Raw genomic sequence first — 17,142 nt, 5'->3', positions numbered from 1 at the left:
CTGGCAGACTGATTGCCATGAAGTTTGCGTCTCTCGACCCCGCCTCCGTCTCGCCTCGCCGCTCGCGCCGGCTCTGGCCCTGGCTCTTGCTCAGCCCCCTGCTTCTGATCGCAATCGCCGCCACACTGGCCGTGCAAAGTCGGCCCCTTGTCGAGCCTGTCGACGGCGGCCTGAAACCCGAAGAGATCCAGAGCACCAAGGACTTTCTGCGCCGCAATGACCCGCGCCGCCTCCAAGCCAGCCCGCATCGCCTGCTGCGCATCGAAGAGCGCCAGTTCAATCTGATGCTCATGCAGCTGGCCCAGCGCTACGGCCAAGGCCGCGGGGCTGCGCAGATCCAGCTGCAGGCGGGCACTGCCCGACTGCAAGCCAGCTTGCAGATGCCGGCGCTAGGGGTCTGGCTGAATCTGGAGGCCCGGCTGAGCCAGACGCTTGCCCTGCCCCAGGTGGAAGAACTGCGCCTGGGCCACCTGCCCTTGCCAGCCTGGCTGGCGGAAGCGGCCTTGCGGCGGGGGCTGGGCCATCTGGCCTTGTCGGTCCAGGCCCAACGGGCCGGCGAACTGGTGGAGTCCCTGCGCTTCAATCCCCAGGAGCTGCTGCTCGGCTACCACTGGCAAGCCGACAGCCTGGATCATGTGCTGGGCGCCTTCTGGACCCCGGACGAACAGGAGCGAGCCCAAGCCTACAACCGGCGCCTGGTCGAGATCAGTGCAGCCTACCCGCCGGGCAGCGCAGTTTCCCTGGCGCTCCTGATGCCCCCCATCTTTGAGCTGGCGCGTGCTCGCAGCGAGCGGCCGGACGCCGACCCCGTGGCCGAGAATCGCGCCGCCTTGCTGACCCTGGCCCTGTTCTCCACCGGCCAACGCTGGAGCAAGCTGCTGCCCAGCGCCCGCGCCTGGCCGCAGCCGCTGCCGCGCATGGTGACCCTGGCAGGGCGCGATGATTTCCCCCAGCATTTCCTGGTCTCGGCCGTGCTGGCGCTGGAAGGCAGCGGGCCGCTGGCCGATGCCATCGGGGTCTACAAGGAAGTGGCCGATTCGCGCGGTGGCAGCGGTTTCAGCTTCAACGACATCGCCGCCGACCGGGCCGGCACCCGCTTCGGCCTGCTGGCCAAGGACGCCCCGCGCAGCCTGCAGGCCTTGATGCGGGTGGGCTTGCACGAGCTGGATTTCATGCCCGGCGTGGCCGACCTGCCCGAGTTCCTCAGCGCCGAGGCCTTCCAGCAGCGCTACGGCGGCATCGATGCGCCCGCCTACCGGCAGATGATGGCCGAGATCGAGGCCCGCATCGCGGCCTTGCCCCTGCTTCAGCAGGCCAACGTTCCCAGGCTTTGAGCGCAAACACCCGGCCTTGAACAGCGGGCCGAGGACCGAAAAGCGTGACGGATTCAACGCTTGCGCCATCTACGCGAGCTGCGGTCCCCCGGTCTGCGGGTGCGCGGCCTCTGGGCGGCCAACAGTGCGGCACCCAGAATCGAGCTGACGCATTTGTCATCCTCAGACGTACGGAGCCAACGCATCGCCATGGGCAGCGAAATCAGAACCGCAAGACGCATCTGGTCCTTTGTGTCCGGCGCCTTGCTCTACCTCAGCGCCCTGGGGTTGGCTCACAGCCTGGCCAGTCAACGTTGGCCTTTGAGTCTGCAAAGCCTTTTGGGTGGCAGCGGCAGTTGGACGCTGCAGCTTGCCCAGGCTGTGTTGATCGCGGTGCTGCTCTACGGCATGGCTTGGATCTGGGCCTACTACACCGTACGGCCTCAGCGCGGCCACAGCCGCCATCCGACCACGGCCTGGTGCCTGGGTGGCATGGGCTTGGCCTGGTTGCTGGCCTTGCTGGCCGGCGTGCTTGAAGTCAGCAGCCGCGCCGGTGGCTACCAGCCCTCGCTGACCGGTCTGCTGCTCTCTTCCACCGTGCCGCCGCTCTGGGGTTCGCTGAACGGCGTGGCGGTGCTGCTGGCCATTCTCTCGGCCGGCCGCTGGTCGGCACGGCTGCGTCGGCGGCGCAAGGCGCGGCAATCTCAGCTGAACTCGCAGCTGAACTCGCAGCTGAGCTCCCAGCTGGACTCGGACCTGGACTCCGACCTCGATTCCGAGCTGGACTCGCGCCTGCAGCGCGGTCTGGCAGGGGCTCCAGCGCGCCAGGCAGCCTGACCGCTGCAGCAGCGCGGCTGTGTTCTGATCACGGCCGCCATGCCGACCGATCTTTCGCTTGAAACGTCTCCGCCCCCAGCCAGGCGCCCGCGCTGTCCGCGCTGCGAGCTGCCCACCCCGAGCTGCCTGTGCCACTGGGCGCATGCCATCGACAACCCGGTCGAACTCTTGCTGCTGCAGCACCCGCAGGAACAGCAGCAGGCCAAGGGTTCGGCGCGTCTGCTGCGCTTGAGCCTGGCCCGCTGCCGCCTGTGGGTGGGCGAGCAATTCGACCCGGCCGCGCTGCAGGCCGCCCTGCATCAAGACGGGCGGCGCGCCCTGCTGCTCTACCCGCCCACGCCGGGCCAGACCGAGCCGATGTTCGATCCCCCGGCGAACGATGACCGACCGCTGCGCCTGGTCGTGATCGACGCCACTTGGCGCAAGAGCCGCAAGATGCTCTGGCTCAACCCGGCCCTGCAAGCCCTGCCGCGGCTGGCCCTGCAAGACCCGCCACCCTCCCGCTATGCCGACCACCGCAAGGCGGAGCGGGCCGAGCAGCGCTCGACGCTGGAGGCGGCTGTGCTGGCCTTGCAGACACTGGAAACCCAAGCTGAGCGCTACGAGCCCCTGCTGCAGGCCTTCAGCGCCTGGCTGAACGAGCGGCAGGAGCGCGTGCGGCACCGACCGTCAATGCGCCTGCGTTAGAGCGCGGGCAATGCGGTGGCGCGCCACCGTGGTCTTGGGCACCTTGATGCTGAACCAGCTGCGCACGTCCTGCTCCAGGCCGATGCCGTGCATGTAGTTGTAGATGGCTTTCTTGAGCGCCTGGCCCAGCACATCGTGATCCACGCCCGTAGGGTCGACAAAGCCGACATCGTTCTTGGCGAAGGGGCTGGGCGGCAGGGGCAGCAGCTGCACGCCGAACTCTTCCGGCTTCTGACCCACGGGCGAGTGCACGGTGCAGGCAAAGCGGTGGAAAAAGCCGCTCTGGATGCAGCCGTTCTCGAACAACTGGCGCACATATTCAAGCGCGTCGACCGTGTCCTGCACGGTCTGGGTCGGAAAGCCGTACATCAGGTAGGCATGGACCAGGATGCCGGCGTCGGTGAAGGCCTTGGTCACGCGCGCGACCTGGTCGACCGAGACGCCTTTTTTCATCAGGTTCAGCAAACGGTCGGACGCAACCTCCAAGCCACCCGAGATGGCGATGCAGCCGCTGTCGGCCAGCTGCTGGCAAAGCTCCGGGCTGAAGGACTTCTCGAAACGGATATTGCCCCACCAGGAGATGCCCAGCTGGCGCGCTTGCAACTCAGCAGCGAGCGCCTTCAAGGCCTTGGGCGGCGCGGCTTCGTCGACGAAGTGGAAACCGGTCTGGCCGGTCTCGGCGACGATGGACTCGATGCGGTCCACGAGGGTTGCGGCCGATGCACCCTCATAGCGCGAGATGTAGTCGAGGCTGACGTCGCAGAAGCTGCACTTCTTCCAGTAGCAGCCGTGCGCCACGGTCAGTTTGTTCCAGCGCCCATCGGACCAGAGCCGGTTCATGGGGTTGAGCATGTCCAGCAAGGACAGGTAGCGATCCAGCGGCAGACCGTCCCAGGTCGGTGTGCCCACCTCGGCAAAGGCGATGTCAGGCTCGACGAAGTTGATGTAGCGGACCTGGCCGTCTTCGCGCACAAACGTGCGCACCAGGCGCTGGCGCGAGCGACGGCCTTGCAGATGCTCCAGCAGCGCCAGCAGGGGGCGCTCGCCGGCGTCCAGGGTCAGGTAGTCGAAGTAATCGAACACGCGCGGCTCGCTGAGCTCGCGCAGCTCGGTGTTGACGAAGCCGCCGCCCAGGGCCAGCACCACGCCGGGATGCTCGGCCTTGATCGCCTGCGCGATGCGGAAGGCGGCATAGACCGCGCCCGGGAAGGGCACCGAGATCAGCACCAGCTGCGGCTGGTGCTTGGACACAGCGGCCAGGGCCAGGGTGCGCAGGGTTTCATCGACCAGATTCAAGGGCGCGGCCAGGGCCTCAGCCAACGGGTCGAAGGTGGGCTGGCTGGTCGCCAGGGACTCGGCATAGCGGACGAACTCGAAGCGTGGGTCCACCGCCTCACGCAGCACATCGGCCAGGTCGTTCAGATAAAGCGTGGCCAGGTGGCGCGCCCGGTCCTGCAGGCCCAGGGCACCGAAGGCCCAGGCCAGCGGGTCGCCGCCTTCCTCGTCGACATAAACATCGAGCGAATCAAAGCGCGGGCCCTCGGGCAGGAAGGCGCGACTGTTGATGCGGTGCGCCAGGGTCGGGTCGCGCCCCTGCAGAAACGCGATGGTCGGCGTGATGGTCGAGAGATAACGGTCAAAGTAGACGTCAAAGCCCTGGACCATGGGCGTACGCTGCTCGGGCGCCAAGGCCTGTATGCGCTCGCGCAGGGCCAGCAAGCCGGCGCGAGAAAACAGCTGCAGCATCAGGGCCAGGGCCAGGTCCTCCTGCACCGCATCGATCTGGCGCGAGCGCAGAAAGCCGGTCAGATAAGCCGTGGACGGATACGGCGTGTTCAGCTGCGTCATCGGCGGGATGAGCGACAACACGCGGAAGCTGGAGGGCGAGAGAGGAGGCGTCGAGGACATGAAGACAGGGCCGGCAGGGTGTGCCATTTTGCCAGCCGGGCCTCCCGCCCGTGCGCTCAGGCGATCACAGGCAACACAGGCAGCACAGGATCAGGGGCTGCTCGCCAAGGTGCATTGCTGGCTGGGCTGGGTCGGGCAGGGACCGCGCCAGCGCAGGGCCGTGGCCGTGGCCGGCGGCAAGGGGGCGCTGAGATTCTGCACTTCGGCCTTGCTGGGCTTGAAGCTGGCCAGGGTGATCCAGCTGCCGGCAGCGCCGATCTGATAGTCCAGGCTGTAGCTCGCGCCCGGGCGCAGGGCGCGGCTGCTGATCAGGTACTGGCTGCCCTCCAGCTTGAAGCTGGGCGCATCGGCAAAGGGCCGCGCCAGCGGTTCACCGACGAACAGACCTTGGCCCGGCTGCTGCACGGACTTCCAGTACGCCTCGATCAAGCTGGCGCCGCGGTAGTACTGCTCGATCAACACCGAGGCTTTGGAGAACTTCTGCGTGAAATTGCAGGGCTCCTCGACCGTGCCGTAACTGCCGGTGAGGCCGGCGTCGAGCCAGGCGAGGACCGAGGTTTGTCCCCCGCCGTTGGGAAAGAGTGCGCCGTACGAGGTCAGGGAGTCTCCGACCGCCCCGGGTTGGTAGGTGTTGGTGGCCAAGCCCGGCGTCAGCTCCAAGCCGGTGAAATAGAACAGAACGCCGCTGCTGCCCTGCACGCTGTCACGCGATCCGCCCGCCGAGTTGTCCAGGAAATTGAGCTTGAGTCGGCCGGACCAGAGGCCTGGCAAAGCGCTGAAGTCACTCCAGCGGGTGCTGCGCAGATTGTCACTAGTGCGCAGGAGATAGCCATCGCCCAAGGGCTGGCTGGCATCGGCCTTGACGCCGCGGTCAATCAGCGCCTTGGCGACCTCCAGGCTGCGGGCGCCCAGCATCATGGCCGGCCGGACCTGATGGTCAGTCCAAGGCTGGGTGGAATCCGAGTCGAAGTAGGCCGAGGCCTGGGTGGCGAGGCAGCTGCCGGCGGGCGAGACACAGGACTTCGCGTCATAGCCGAACGCCAAAGCGCTGGTGATGCCCATGGCACACGTACCCACCACGCGCGACGGCGCGGTCCAGGTCAGCATCAAGGCCTGAATCCCTGACGGCAGCTTGGCGTCGATCTCAGCCTTGAGGGTGGCGAAGTCACTGGCCGAAATGGCATCGGTTTTGGTGGGCAGCTTGACACGAATCAAGTTGGCTGCCGGCACGCCACGGGCGCTGAGGTAGTAGGCCGCAATGGATTCACCGAGCGCATCGCCTTCGGCCACCAGAACGGCCAGATCGGCTGGCACCAGGCCGGCGCGCGGCAGGCTGAGGCCATAGGTGCTGGTGGCACTGGGCGCTGGCGTGGGTGTGCTCCCTGTGCTGTCACTGCCTCCGCCCCCTCCTCCACCACAGGCTTGCAAGCTCAGCAGCACTGCGCACACCAGGCCGAAACGCGCACGGCGGCCCAGCCAAGAAAGAAGATTGGAGAGTGGACTCACGACAGCGTTCATGGGCCGGATGTTTTCACAGGCCTTGCGGGTTCGAAGACAAGAATTGCAAACCGTTTTCCGCCTTCCGGATCTACAAGTGCCGACCCGCACGCTGTGCAGAAATGCCACACATGCGCTCTTCGGCGTGCCGAGCGCCCCCATATTTGCAGGTCCGGCAGCCCCAGGCCGGGGCATGCATTCGCAGCCCCAGAGACGGTGAAATCTCACCAATATCAAAAGTGTGCACGCGCTGACTTCACTATCTTGGTGCGAAATGCCCGTAAAAACCCCAAGTGCGTGCACAGGGCCAGCTGCCTACATTCGCATCACTCGATGCACAGGCCGTGCGAACGGACGGTGCCAGGCGGGGCTGAGGAGACAAACTCAAGTTGTAGTGATAGCACGACGTATAAAGTGACACAGTCACAATCGACGGGCACCTGAAGCCACTTCAGGTGCCCGTTTCATTTGCGGCTCTCGTGGCCGCGCTCGCTGGCCCCGCCGCGCCCTGATCCGAACGCTTCTCCATGGATTTGCTGACTGTCGCCCTTGCCTCGCTCCTGGCTGGATTCATTGATGCGGTGGTGGGCGGAGGTGGCTTGGTGCTGGTGCCCGCCCTGTTCAGCGTTTATCCGCAAACCGCGCCGGCCACCTTGTTCGGCACCAACAAAGGCGCCTCGATCTGGGGCACTGCCTGGGCCACGCTTCAGTATGCCAAGCGTGTCCAGCTGAACTGGTCCGCCCTGCTACCGGCAGCAGCCCTGGCCATGGTGGGCGGCTTCGGCGGCGCCTGGCTGGTCACTCAGATTGACCCCGGCTTCCTGCGTCGCGCCTTGCCGGTGATCCTGTTGGCCGTCTTGATCTACACCCTGGTGCGAAAGGACATGGGACGGCACCATGCGCCTCGGCACCAGGGCTGGCGCGAAACCGCGGTCGCCGGTGCCATTGCCCTGCTGATCGGTTTCTATGACGGCTTTTTCGGCCCTGGCACCGGCAGCTTCTTCGTCTTCCTGTTCGTGCGCTTGCTGGGTTACGACTTTCTCCATGCCTCGGCCACCGCCAAGCTGATGAATACAGCCACCAACGCCGCTGCCTTGATGTTGTTTGGCAGCACCGGCCACATCTGGTGGCAGGTCGCTCTGGTGATGGCCGTGGCCAATGTGATTGGCAGCCTGTTCGGCACCCGCATGGCCTTGGCGCGTGGCGCCGGCTTTGTGCGCTCGATGTTCGTGCTGGTGGTGTCGGCCCTGATCCTGAAAACGGCCTGGGACGCCTTCTTTCGCTGAGCTTTTTGTAACCAGCCCCTGCGCCAGTCCCGCTACCATTGGGGCCAAACAGGGAAGGACCACCCACCATGCCAGTCGATCCGAATTTGCGCACACTCGACATCGAGATCCCCACCCAGCCTGAAGTACTGGTGCAGCTGTCGATGCTGATGTCCGAGGAGGACATCGATCTGAACGCCATCTCGTCCCTGGTGGAGACCGATATGGCCCTGGCGGCCGCAGTGCTCAAGGCGGTCAATTCCTCGCTTTACGGCTTGCGGGGCCGGGTGCAAACCGTACAGCAGGCGCTGACCTATCTGGGGCTGCGCGAGGTCTCCGCCATCACGTTTGAGATGGGCTTGCGCGCGGCTTTCCCGCCCGCTGCGGAGCTGGAACCGGTCTGGCAACGCGCGGCCGAGCGCGGCCTGATGATGGGTCGCATGGGCCAGATGCTGGGCGTGGATCCTTGGGCCGCCCATTCCGCGGGTTTGTTCGAGGAATGCGGCAAGGCCGTGCTCTACCGGCATGCGCCGTCGCATTACCCCGCCATGCTGCGCGCGGCCGGATCTGATGCAGAGCTCGTGCAGTTGGAGCGCACCGCCTTCGGCGTCAGCCACGATGCGCTCGGGGCGGCACTGTGCGAAAGCTGGGGCCTGGCGCCAGCGGCCGTGGCGAGTGTGCGCCACCATGTCGAAGTGCAAGCCACCTTGCAAATGCCCGACACCCTGCAGCGGCGCGGCATCAGTGCCATCTCAACCATCGCCAGCGTGCTGCTGAGTGACGTGACCCAATTGGAAACCGTGACACATGAAATCGCACCTCAGGCCTCGCTGGACGAAGCCCTGATGCTGCGCGCCGCCCGCCGCATCACCGAGCAGCTGGAAACTGCCAAGGAACACGAGCGCGGCTGAACCCGCCAGCCCCGGGGCGGGCTTTGAAAATCAGACGCGCTCGGCCAAGCTGCTGGATGAAGCCAGGCTGATCCGGTCACGACCGGCATGCTTGGCGATGTAGAGCGCCTCATCGGCCGCTTGCATCAAAGCTTGCGGGCTCAGATAGGGATGCGCCGGGCTGTAGGCCGCCAGGCCGATGCTCACTGTCAGCCACGGGCCACTCACACCGCCCTCATGCGGCAGGGCCAGGGCACGCAGCTCTTCGCGCAGCTGCTCCAAAAGCTCTTGCGTGACGTCGAGCCCGAAACCGGGCAGCAAGGCCACAAACTCTTCCCCACCCAGACGGGCCACGAAATCGGTGTCACGCTTGAAGCGCTCGCTGAGCAGTTGCGCGAAACGCTGCAACACCAGATCGCCCGCGGCCGCGCCGTAGCGTTCGTTGTAGCTCTTGAAATGGTCGAGGTCGAGCACTGCCAGCGCCAGCTGGCCGCGCTGCCGCTGGGCGCGCTTGAACTCGCGTCGCAAGGCTTCGTCGAACTCGCGCCGATTGGCCAGGCCGGTCAAGGCATCGGATCGGCTGAGACTGCCCAGCTCGCGGTTCTTTTGTTCCAAAGCCTGCTGTGCCGCCAGCAATTGCTGGCTCTGGGCCTGCAGTTGCTGCTGCAATTGGGAGACGCGCTGGCTTTCGTCCTGCCATTGCAGCCACAGGCCCTGCTGCACCCGCGCCAGCGAGCGCGAGACGCGCGCCAGCTCCGCCGGCTGTTCGGCCAAGGCCGCATGGCTCAAGGCCTGCGGTGCATCGAGCGGATCCAGCTCATCCGCGCGATCGGCCAGTCGACGCAAAGGCCGCAGCATCATGCGATCCAGCACCAGCATCAGACTCAGGCTCAACAACATCACCAGCGCCAGATCGCGCAAAAGCAGGGCCGGCAAGGCCTCTCGCATGAAAGCCCGTTGCGCCGCTTCTTCTTGCGCCAACACCTGCACCAGGGCACCGCCCGAGGCCGGCGGGCCGAGCTCGAAATCGATCTGACGCACATCGGCCTGACCACGCAGGCTGGCATCACCACTGGCAAGCACCGCGCCGCTCGAAGTCTTCAGCTCGACCGACAACACCCCAGGCCGCGCCTTGAGCTTGTCGATCAACACCTGGGTGGCACCGCCCGGCCGCTCCCCCGCGCCGAGCTCAGCCATGCTGCTGGCGAGGGCTTGACCGTAGACCTTGGGCAGGGCCAACAGTTCGGCCTCGAAGGCCGCGGCATGCGCCTGGGCCTGATGGCGCAGATGGATGGCATCCGTCACGCCCACCAGAAACACGCTCAGCAGCAAGACCACCCAGACCGTGCGGCGCCGCAAGGACGTGCCCGGGGGCTGGCGATGCGGCAAGGTCAGATCGGCAGCGGATGACGTATCGAAACTCACAGCGGCCTTTCGAAAGCAAGGGCGGCACCCGATACGCTGGCGTGGCGCAGGCCGCATCCAGCCCGCGCAGACGCGATCAGTTTGCAAGTCAATAATCTTGGCCAGGCAGCGGTGCCATGCCCATGCGACTGCCTGTGTGACAGATTGTGCACGGCGCATTGCGCACAAAGGCGGGCGCAACAGCAGGGTTAATCCCAGCTTGGCGCCATTTGCCGGCAATTCAGGCCAACTTTGTGGCGCTCTGAAGCCTGAAACAGGGACGGCCGGGGCGATCAGCCCTGCACGAACTGCATTTGCGTGCCGGCCAACTCGATCACATCACCGCTCTTGAGGGCGACCGACTCGCTGGTCAGCGGCACGCCATTGACATTGGGCCGTGCAGCGCCTTCGACATGGGCGAACACATAACCGCTGGGGCGCTTGGTGATGGAGGCCACCTGCACGCCAGGCTTGCCGACGGTGGTGACCACCTTGGTCAGACTGACCTCACGACCGGCTGCGGCACCGGTGAGCACCCGAATGGTGGCCGGTGCGGCCGCCGAGGCCGAGGGCAGGGAGCCGAAATTGGATGGCAGACCGAAGCCGCTGGGCGCACCCGAGCCAGGCTTCAGGATCATGGTCTTTTCGTAATCGCCGCTGTCCTCGAGCAGGAACTTGATCTTGTACTTGCCGATCTCGACGATGTCGTTGTTGGCCAGCAGCTGCTTCTTGATCGCCTTGCCGTTGATGTAGGTGCCGTTGGTCGAATTGAGGTCTTCGATGAAGACATCGGCGCCCACCATCTGCAGCACAGCATGCTCACCGCTGACCGCGAGGTTGTCGATCACGATATCGTTGTAGGGCCGGCGCCCGAGCGTGGTCTTGTCCTTTGTGATCTGCACATCCTTGATCACCACGCCGTCGAGCGACACCACCAGCTTGCCCATGCTTTGACCTCGATCCTGTTGTCTTCTTACTTGTGTTGGCGGCAGCCCTCTGTGCGCCGCAAGAGTTGTGACTGCTACAGACGATGCCCGAGTCAGCGACCGGTCGCGACAGGCCTCACGGCCGAAAACCAGCCCATCAGCGCTTGCCAAACGGCCACCAGGCCCGCCCTTCCGACCGCACGCGGCCCTCGGCACGAACCAGCACCAGCGCGATATTATCCCGGCCGCCCATGTCATTGGCCCCATCTATCAAGGCTTGGGCCGCTTCGGACAGCGAAGGGTGGTTTATCAACAACTGGCGCAGGGCATCGTCGTCCAGCATATCGGACAGACCGTCCGAGCAGAACAGGTAGAGATCCCCAGGTTGAACTTCATGCTGGTGCAACTCCAGCATGACAGCGTCTTCTACGCCGACCGCGCGCGTGACCAGATTCTTGTTGCTGGAGAAGACTGCCTCTTCAGGCGTCAGCAGGCCAGCGTCGAGCTGCTCTTGCAGCAGGGAATGGTCGCGGCTGATCTGGGTCAGCTGGCCACCGCGCAAGCGGTAGGCGCGTGAATCACCGACATGGCCCAGCAGCAAGCCCTCGGGCCGGAACACACCCAGCACCAGGGTCGTGCCCATGCCGGCATAACGCGGGTTGGTGTTGGCGGCATTGAAGATGGCGCGGTTGGCGTTGTCCACGCAGATGTCCATGGCGCGACGCACATCGCCGACGCTGGCCGTGGCTCCGGCCTCTTTCAGCCAGCGACCCAGCTCGGCTCGGATGAAGCCGGTCAGCATCTGACTCGCCACTTCACCGGCGTTGTAACCCCCCATGCCATCGGCCAGCACCGCCAGACCCACGGACTCATCCAGAGCAACCGAATCCTCGTTGTTGTCGCGGGCGCGGCCGACATCGGTGGCGCTGAAGAACTCCAGGGTCATGGCTTTGTGTCTGGTTGCGATGCGGGGGGATTTTGCCCTGCTTCCGCCTTATTCAAGCGGACTGTTTGTGCAAAAGCGTCGACAGTCCCCGACTCGGGCTTCGTCGTCACCGGGGCGCGGGCATCCGTCCCGGAAGCGGCCTCTGCCGCCGGCGCGGCCGCCGGCAGTTGCTGCAGCACAGCCTCCAGATCCTGGGCCATCTGCGCGCCGCTGGCGTAGCGCAACTCGGGCCGCTTTTCCAGCGCCAGGGCCAGCACCAGCGCGAGCGACTCGGGCAGACCGGGGCGGTGGTGGCGCACATCAGGCGGCGGCTCGTTGGCGATCTGGTACATCAGCTTGGCCATGGAATCCGACTGATGCGGCAGATGGCCGGTCAGCAGCTGGTAGACCATGACACCGAGCGAATAGAGATCGCTGCGCCCGTCCACCTTGAGCCCGGCCAGTTGCTCGGGCGACATGAAGGAAGGGGTGCCCAAAACCAGGCCGGTACGGGTGCGGCTGCCGTCGGCAATGCGGGCGATGCCAAAGTCCATGATCTTGAGCACATCGTGCTCGCGATCCAGCATCACGTTGGCGGGCTTGATGTCGCGGTGCACGACACCCTGGCCATGCGCGTAATCGAGGGCCAGCGCCAGGCGCCGCGCCAAGTGCAGCACCTCACGCACGGGCAGGAGCTGACCCGGCCGGGTGAAGTGGCTGAGGTCCTGGCCCTGGACATACTCCATCGCGATCCAGGCATCTGCGCCCGCCTCGCCGGCGTCGAGCACATGCAGGATGTCAGGATGCTGCAGATGACCGGCGGCACGCGCCTCGCGCATGAAGCGCTGGCGCACATCGATCAGGTCTTCGGCGGCGAATTCGCGCTGCAGCGCCAAGCGCTTGATGGCCACCAACTGGCCGCTGGCGCGCTCGCGCGCCAGGTGCACCACGGCCATGGCGCCGCGGCCCAACTCACGTTGCAGCTCATAGGCTTGCAGGCCCGGTCCGGCCGGGCTGAGCGTCGGGTAGGCCTCGGGCACCGTCGAGGCTTCGCCATCCACCGCATCGGGCTTGCCCAGCCACCGTTTCCAGAAACCTGCCATGCCCGTTCGCCCTTGTTCTTGTGCGCAGCGGGCGCTCAGGCCTCGGCCGGCTTCTGCCGGGCGGCCATCCAGCGGCCCAGCGCCAAGACCAGCAGCGCACCCGCCACGCCGGCACCGTAGTGCAGAGCCGGCATCACCTGGCTGCTGCCTTCCTTGGCGCCCGGTACGGTCGGCACCCAGCTGCTCAGGGCCGGGTCACCCACGGCCATGGTGCCGGCGATCCAGCCCAGCAGCATGGCGCCCAGGGTGATGACGGCCGGGAAGCGGTCCATCAACTTGATCACCAGTTGGCTGCCCCAGACGATGATGGGGATGGACACCAGCAGGCCAAAGATCACCAGCGGCATCTGGTGGTCGCCGCCGCTGCTTTGCGCCGCACCGGCGATGGCGATCACGTTGTCCAGGCTCATGACGAAGTCCGCCACGATCACCGTCTTGACGGCGGCCCAGAGCTTGTCGCTGGCTTGGATGTTGCCATGCTCGTCTTCATCTTCCGGCACCAGCAGCTTGATGCCGATCCACAGCAGCAAGGCGGCGCCGACGATCTTCAGGTAGGGCACCTGCAACAAGGTCAGGGCAAAGAAGATCAGCACCACGCGCAGCACGATGGCGCCGGCGGTGCCCCAGATGATGCCCTTGGTGCGCTGCGCATCGGGCAGCTTGCGGCAGGCCAGGGCGATGACCACCGCGTTGTCGCCACCCAGCAGGATGTCGATCATGATGATCTGGCCCACGGCCAACCAGAATTCGGGACTCGTCAAGGTGTCCATACTCGTTTCAACAGTTGCTGCCTGCCGGGAGCGCACGCCTGACATCGGCGTCGCGCCCCACTATAGCGAAGGCATGGTTCAAAGCACGCAGGCATGAAAAAAGGGGCTGCTGCCCCTTTTTGCGTGGCTGCACGGCGGAGCGTGCAGTCTGGTGCCAGGCGAGGCCGGCGCGATGCGTGAAATTACGCATTCGGCACCGGCCGGCCGCCGTGGCCGGCTCTCAGCGAATCAGAGCAGGCCCTTGAGCAGCTTGCCCATTTCCGACGGGTTGCGGGTCACGGTGAAACCGCACTCTTCCATGATGGCGAGCTTGGCATCGGCCGTGTCGGCACCGCCGGCGATCAGTGCGCCTGCGTGGCCCATGCGCTTGCCCGGAGGGGCGGTCACGCCAGCGATGAAACCGACCACCGGCTTCTTCATGTTCAGCTTGCACCAGCGAGCGGCTTCAGCTTCGTCCGGGCCACCGATTTCACCGATCATGATGACGGCGTCGGTGTCCGGATCGTCGTTGAAGGCCTTCATCACGTCGATGTGCTTCAGGCCGTTGATCGGATCGCCACCGATACCGACGGCGCTGGACTGGCCCAGGCCGATTTCGGTCAGCTGTGCCACGGCTTCGTACGTCAGCGTGCCCGAGCGCGAGACCACGCCGATGCGGCCCTTGCGGTGGATGTGACCGGGCATGATGCCGATCTTGATTTCATCGGGCGTGATCAGGCCGGGGCAGTTGGGGCCCAGCAACAAGGTTTTCTTGCCGCCGGCCGCTTCCTTGGCCTTCATCTTGTTGCGGATTTCCAGCATGTCACGGACGGGGATGCCTTCCGTGATGCAGATGGCAAGGTCCAGGTCGGCTTCGACGGCTTCCCAGATAGCGGCCGCAGCACCGGCGGGCGGCACGTAGATCACCGACACGGTGGCGCCGGTTTGCGCAGCCGCTTCCTTGACGGTGGCGTAGATTGGGATGTCCGAAAACTTCTCGCCGGCCTTCTTGGGGTTCACGCCCGCCACGAAGGCGTTCTTGCCGTTGGCATAGGCCTGGCAACCCAGGGTGTGGAACTGACCGGTCTTGCCGGTGATGCCCTGGGTGATGACCTTGGTGTCTTTGTTGATGTAAATCGACATGATTTTTTTCCTTGCGTGGGCTTAGGCAGACTCAGGCAACCGCGGCGACGATCTTGGTCGCGGCTTCGGCCATGGTGTCGGCGGCGATGATGGGCAGGCCGGATTCGGCCAGCATCTTCTTGCCCAGCTCTTCATTGGTGCCCTTCATGCGCACGACCAGCGGCACGGACAGGTTCACGGCCTTGCAGGCAGTGATCACGCCTTCGGCGATGGTGTCGCACTTCATGATGCCGCCGAAGATGTTGACCAGGATGCCCTTCACTTCAGGGTTCTTCAGCATGATCTTGAAGGCTTCGGTGACCTTCTCGGCGGTGGCGCCACCGCCCACGTCCAGGAAGTTGGCCGGCTCGCCGCCGAACAGCTTGATGGTGTCCATGGTCGACATGGCCAGACCGGCGCCGTTCACCAGGCAGCCGATATTGCCGTCCAGGCTGATGTAAGCCAGGTCGAACTTGGAGGCTTCCACCTCGGCCGGATCTTCTTCGTCCAGATCGCGGTAGGCCACGATTTCAGGATGACGGAACAGGGCGTTGGCGTCGAAGTTGAACTTGGCGTCCAGGGCGATCAGATTGCCCTTGGAATCGCAGTTCAGCGGGTTGATTTCCACCAGCGACGCATCGGTGTCCATGTAGCACTTGTAGAGCTTCTGGAACAGGTCGACGGCTTGGTCCACCGAGTGGCCCGTCAGGCCGATGCCACCGGCGATCTTCTTGGCTTGCTCGACCGTCAGGCCGACCAGCGGGTCGATCATCTCGGTCAGGATCTTCTCGGGGGTGGAGTGGGCCACTTCCTCGATGTCCATGCCGCCTTCGCTGGAAGCGATGAAGGCCACCTTCTGCGTGCCGCGGTCGGTGACCAGCGAGACGTAGAGTTCGTTCTTGATGTCAGCGCCTTCTTCGATGTAGAGGCGACGCACCTTTTGGCCTTCCGGGCCGGTTTGGTGCGTGATCAGCTGCATGCCCAGGATCTGCTCGGACAGCGACTTCACGTCATCCAGCGAACGGCCCAGCTTGACGCCGCCGCCCTTGCCACGGCCACCGGCGTGGATCTGCGCCTTGACCACCCAGACCGGGCCGCCCAGCTTTTGAGCGGCTTCAACGGCTTCTTGCACCGTGAAAGCCGGGATGCCGCGCGGCACCGGCACGCCGAACTGGCGCAGGATTTCCTTGCCCTGGTACTCGTGAATCTTCATAGGGGTCTCGCTTGTGAGGAAAGTCAGGAAGTGGAGGCGGGCATCGCGGTGACGGCGGCCAGCGGTGAGGCTGCGTCGGCACTGCGGTACCAGCGAGGGTAATGGGTACGAACGACCTCGCCATCGCGTCGCAGGGCGTGGCAGCGGTCGAGTTGGAAGGGCGGCAGGCCATCGGCACTGCCTTCACGCACATCCAGCACCAGGCCGGCAAAGGCCTGAATGACAGCGGTGGGCAGGATCTGGCAGAGCTCGGTCAGGTGCGTGCAACCCTTGACGCCGGCCAGACGCTCTTTGAGGCCTAGACGGAAGCCCTTCATCAGGTTCAGGCCGACCAAGCGGCCGTAGGCATTGCCATGTTCGTCGCACACGCCGGCGTAAGGCATCCAGGTGGTGGCGGAGCGGGCTGCCAGCACGTTCAGCTCGGCGTCCACCGTCAGCAGGAGCTGCATGGCGTGGATGGGGTCGCCGGCCAGGCGCAGGCCGGTGGCAAGCGGCAGGTCGCGCGTCTTGGTGTCGGTCAACCCAGCCTCGACCTCATACAGGCCATCATCGCGTGCATAGACCTGCACATCGATGGCGCGGCGATGCAGCAAACGGCGCTCGGAGGTGGGGGATGAGAGAGACATGGGTGGCAAAACGGCTTCGCAAACCGGCATCTAACGGCATGAATCCGCCGCCCGCCGGGCATTTGCGCAGGGCGAGAATGTAGCATGTCGCACTGCACCAAGCCTTTCACCAAGCTGTCGTGCAGCCAGTTCGCCCGTCGCCCAAGGTGACAATTCACTCAGGGTTGACCCGGATCAAGGACGCGGGGCTGGCGCGGCGGCCGGTCGAGATCAGCTTTCGTCCTCGTCCGCCGGGCCGCGCAAGATGCGGCGCACCACCTCGCTGCCAAAACCCCGGCTGATCAAGAAACGCGTCTGCTTGGCGCGCATGGCGGCATCCTCAGGCCAGCGACCGGCGAACTTGCGCTGCCAGACCTCGCGGGCTCGGGCCAGCTCGCTGTCCTTGAGGCTGGCCCGCTGTTCGGCGCTCATTTGCACGCCGTGCTGTGCCAGCTCCTGCTGGATGCGCTGGCTGCCGAAGCGCCGTGCCCGCGCGTGGATGCGTGCATCGACGAAACGCTCCTCGCTGAGGTAGCCGCGCTCCTGCAGCCACAGCAGCAGAGCATCCACCTCGGCGGCAATGGCGGCAGCGGGTTCTTCCGAGTCACCCACTTCGGAGATATCCCGCGCGGCACCCTCGTCTTGCTCGCGCGCGCTCAAGCGCTCGGGCGACTCCGGCGACAGCGGCTCGAACCAGG

The 17,142-nt window shown here is 65.4% G+C and carries 16 protein-coding genes; 5 read left to right on the top strand and 11 right to left on the bottom strand.

All coding sequences use genetic code 11. The annotated features are described in order from the left end of the window. Positions 1 to 17 precede the first annotated feature (17 nt). The 3 genes from OOB33_RS05445 to OOB33_RS05435 all read left to right on the top strand — a co-directional run bounded on the left by OOB33_RS05445 (position 18) and on the right by OOB33_RS05435 (position 2,837). The gene (locus OOB33_RS05445; protein WP_271007952.1) at positions 18 to 1,334 is read left to right on the top strand and encodes a hypothetical protein; all 1,317 of its coding nucleotides are present in this window, start codon (positions 18 to 20) and stop codon (positions 1,332 to 1,334) included. 189 nt (positions 1,335 to 1,523) lie between these two features. Continuing rightward, positions 1,524 to 2,150, top strand: coding sequence for a hypothetical protein (locus OOB33_RS05440; protein ID WP_271007951.1), 627 nt, complete (start codon positions 1,524 to 1,526; stop codon positions 2,148 to 2,150). Positions 2,151 to 2,189: 39 nt separating this feature from the next. Beyond that, entirely contained in the window at positions 2,190 to 2,837 is a 648-nt protein-coding gene (locus tag OOB33_RS05435; RefSeq protein WP_271007950.1) for a tRNA-uridine aminocarboxypropyltransferase, read from the top strand. Here the strand turns inward: OOB33_RS05435 and OOB33_RS05430 are convergent. Together OOB33_RS05430 and OOB33_RS05425 are read right to left on the bottom strand one after the other, a co-directional pair. Continuing rightward, positions 2,820 to 4,745, bottom strand: coding sequence for a B12-binding domain-containing radical SAM protein (locus OOB33_RS05430; protein WP_271007949.1), 1,926 nt, complete (start codon positions 4,743 to 4,745; stop codon positions 2,820 to 2,822). The two genes, OOB33_RS05435 and OOB33_RS05430, sit on opposite strands and share 18 nt — an antisense overlap. 90 nt (positions 4,746 to 4,835) lie before the next feature. Continuing rightward, positions 4,836 to 6,251, bottom strand: a complete 1,416-nt coding sequence (locus tag OOB33_RS05425) for a TIGR03790 family protein (protein WP_271007948.1) — start codon at positions 6,249 to 6,251, stop codon at positions 4,836 to 4,838. 518 nt (positions 6,252 to 6,769) lie between these two features. Here OOB33_RS05425 and OOB33_RS05420 point away from each other — a divergent pair. Both OOB33_RS05420 and OOB33_RS05415 read left to right on the top strand, forming a co-directional pair. Continuing rightward, a complete protein-coding gene (locus OOB33_RS05420; RefSeq protein ID WP_102768579.1) occupies positions 6,770 to 7,528 on the top strand; it encodes a sulfite exporter TauE/SafE family protein in 759 nt (252 codons plus the stop codon). A gap of 68 nt (positions 7,529 to 7,596) precedes the next feature. Next, positions 7,597 to 8,418 (top strand): HDOD domain-containing protein, encoded by an 822-nt coding sequence (locus OOB33_RS05415; protein WP_271007947.1) that lies wholly within the window; start codon positions 7,597 to 7,599, stop codon positions 8,416 to 8,418. Positions 8,419 to 8,448: 30 nt separating this feature from the next. Here OOB33_RS05415 and OOB33_RS05410 read toward each other — a convergent pair whose 3' ends face one another. The 9 genes from OOB33_RS05410 to OOB33_RS05370 form a co-directional block, all read right to left on the bottom strand. After that, the gene (locus OOB33_RS05410; protein WP_271007946.1) at positions 8,449 to 9,822 is read right to left on the bottom strand and encodes a GGDEF domain-containing protein; all 1,374 of its coding nucleotides are present in this window, start codon (positions 9,820 to 9,822) and stop codon (positions 8,449 to 8,451) included. A 272-nt stretch (positions 9,823 to 10,094) separates the two neighbouring features. After that, positions 10,095 to 10,748, bottom strand: a complete 654-nt coding sequence (locus OOB33_RS05405) for an FHA domain-containing protein (RefSeq protein ID WP_102768582.1) — start codon at positions 10,746 to 10,748, stop codon at positions 10,095 to 10,097. 136 nt (positions 10,749 to 10,884) lie between these two features. Beyond that, positions 10,885 to 11,673 (bottom strand): Stp1/IreP family PP2C-type Ser/Thr phosphatase, encoded by a 789-nt coding sequence (locus tag OOB33_RS05400; protein ID WP_102768583.1) that lies wholly within the window; start codon positions 11,671 to 11,673, stop codon positions 10,885 to 10,887. Beyond that, on the bottom strand, positions 11,670 to 12,755 hold the full coding sequence (locus OOB33_RS05395) for a serine/threonine-protein kinase (protein ID WP_271007945.1): 1,086 nt from the start codon (positions 12,753 to 12,755) through the stop codon (positions 11,670 to 11,672). The genes OOB33_RS05400 and OOB33_RS05395 overlap by 4 nt, the downstream gene beginning before the upstream one ends. Positions 12,756 to 12,790: 35 nt before the next feature. After that, complete coding sequence (locus OOB33_RS05390) at positions 12,791 to 13,525, bottom strand: TerC family protein (protein WP_271007944.1); 735 nt, start codon at positions 13,523 to 13,525, stop codon at positions 12,791 to 12,793. Between the two features lie 228 nt (positions 13,526 to 13,753). Further along, on the bottom strand, positions 13,754 to 14,647 hold the full coding sequence (sucD, locus tag OOB33_RS05385; RefSeq protein ID WP_102768586.1) for a succinate--CoA ligase subunit alpha: 894 nt from the start codon (positions 14,645 to 14,647) through the stop codon (positions 13,754 to 13,756). Between the two features lie 31 nt (positions 14,648 to 14,678). After that, entirely contained in the window at positions 14,679 to 15,839 is a 1,161-nt protein-coding gene (gene sucC / locus OOB33_RS05380) for an ADP-forming succinate--CoA ligase subunit beta (protein ID WP_102768587.1), read from the bottom strand. A 23-nt stretch (positions 15,840 to 15,862) separates the two neighbouring features. Then, positions 15,863 to 16,465 (bottom strand): DUF2889 domain-containing protein, encoded by a 603-nt coding sequence (locus OOB33_RS05375; RefSeq protein WP_102768588.1) that lies wholly within the window; start codon positions 16,463 to 16,465, stop codon positions 15,863 to 15,865. Between the two features lie 210 nt (positions 16,466 to 16,675). Next, entirely contained in the window at positions 16,676 to 17,014 is a 339-nt protein-coding gene (locus OOB33_RS05370; protein ID WP_271010017.1) for a regulatory protein RecX, read from the bottom strand. Between the last annotated feature and the right edge of the window lie 128 nt (positions 17,015 to 17,142).

The organism is Paucibacter sp. B51 (assembly GCF_027863535.1).
GTDB classification, from domain to species: domain Bacteria; phylum Pseudomonadota; class Gammaproteobacteria; order Burkholderiales; family Burkholderiaceae_C; genus Paucibacter_A; species Paucibacter_A aquatilis.
This window is presented reverse-complemented; position numbering and strand designations above follow the sequence as displayed.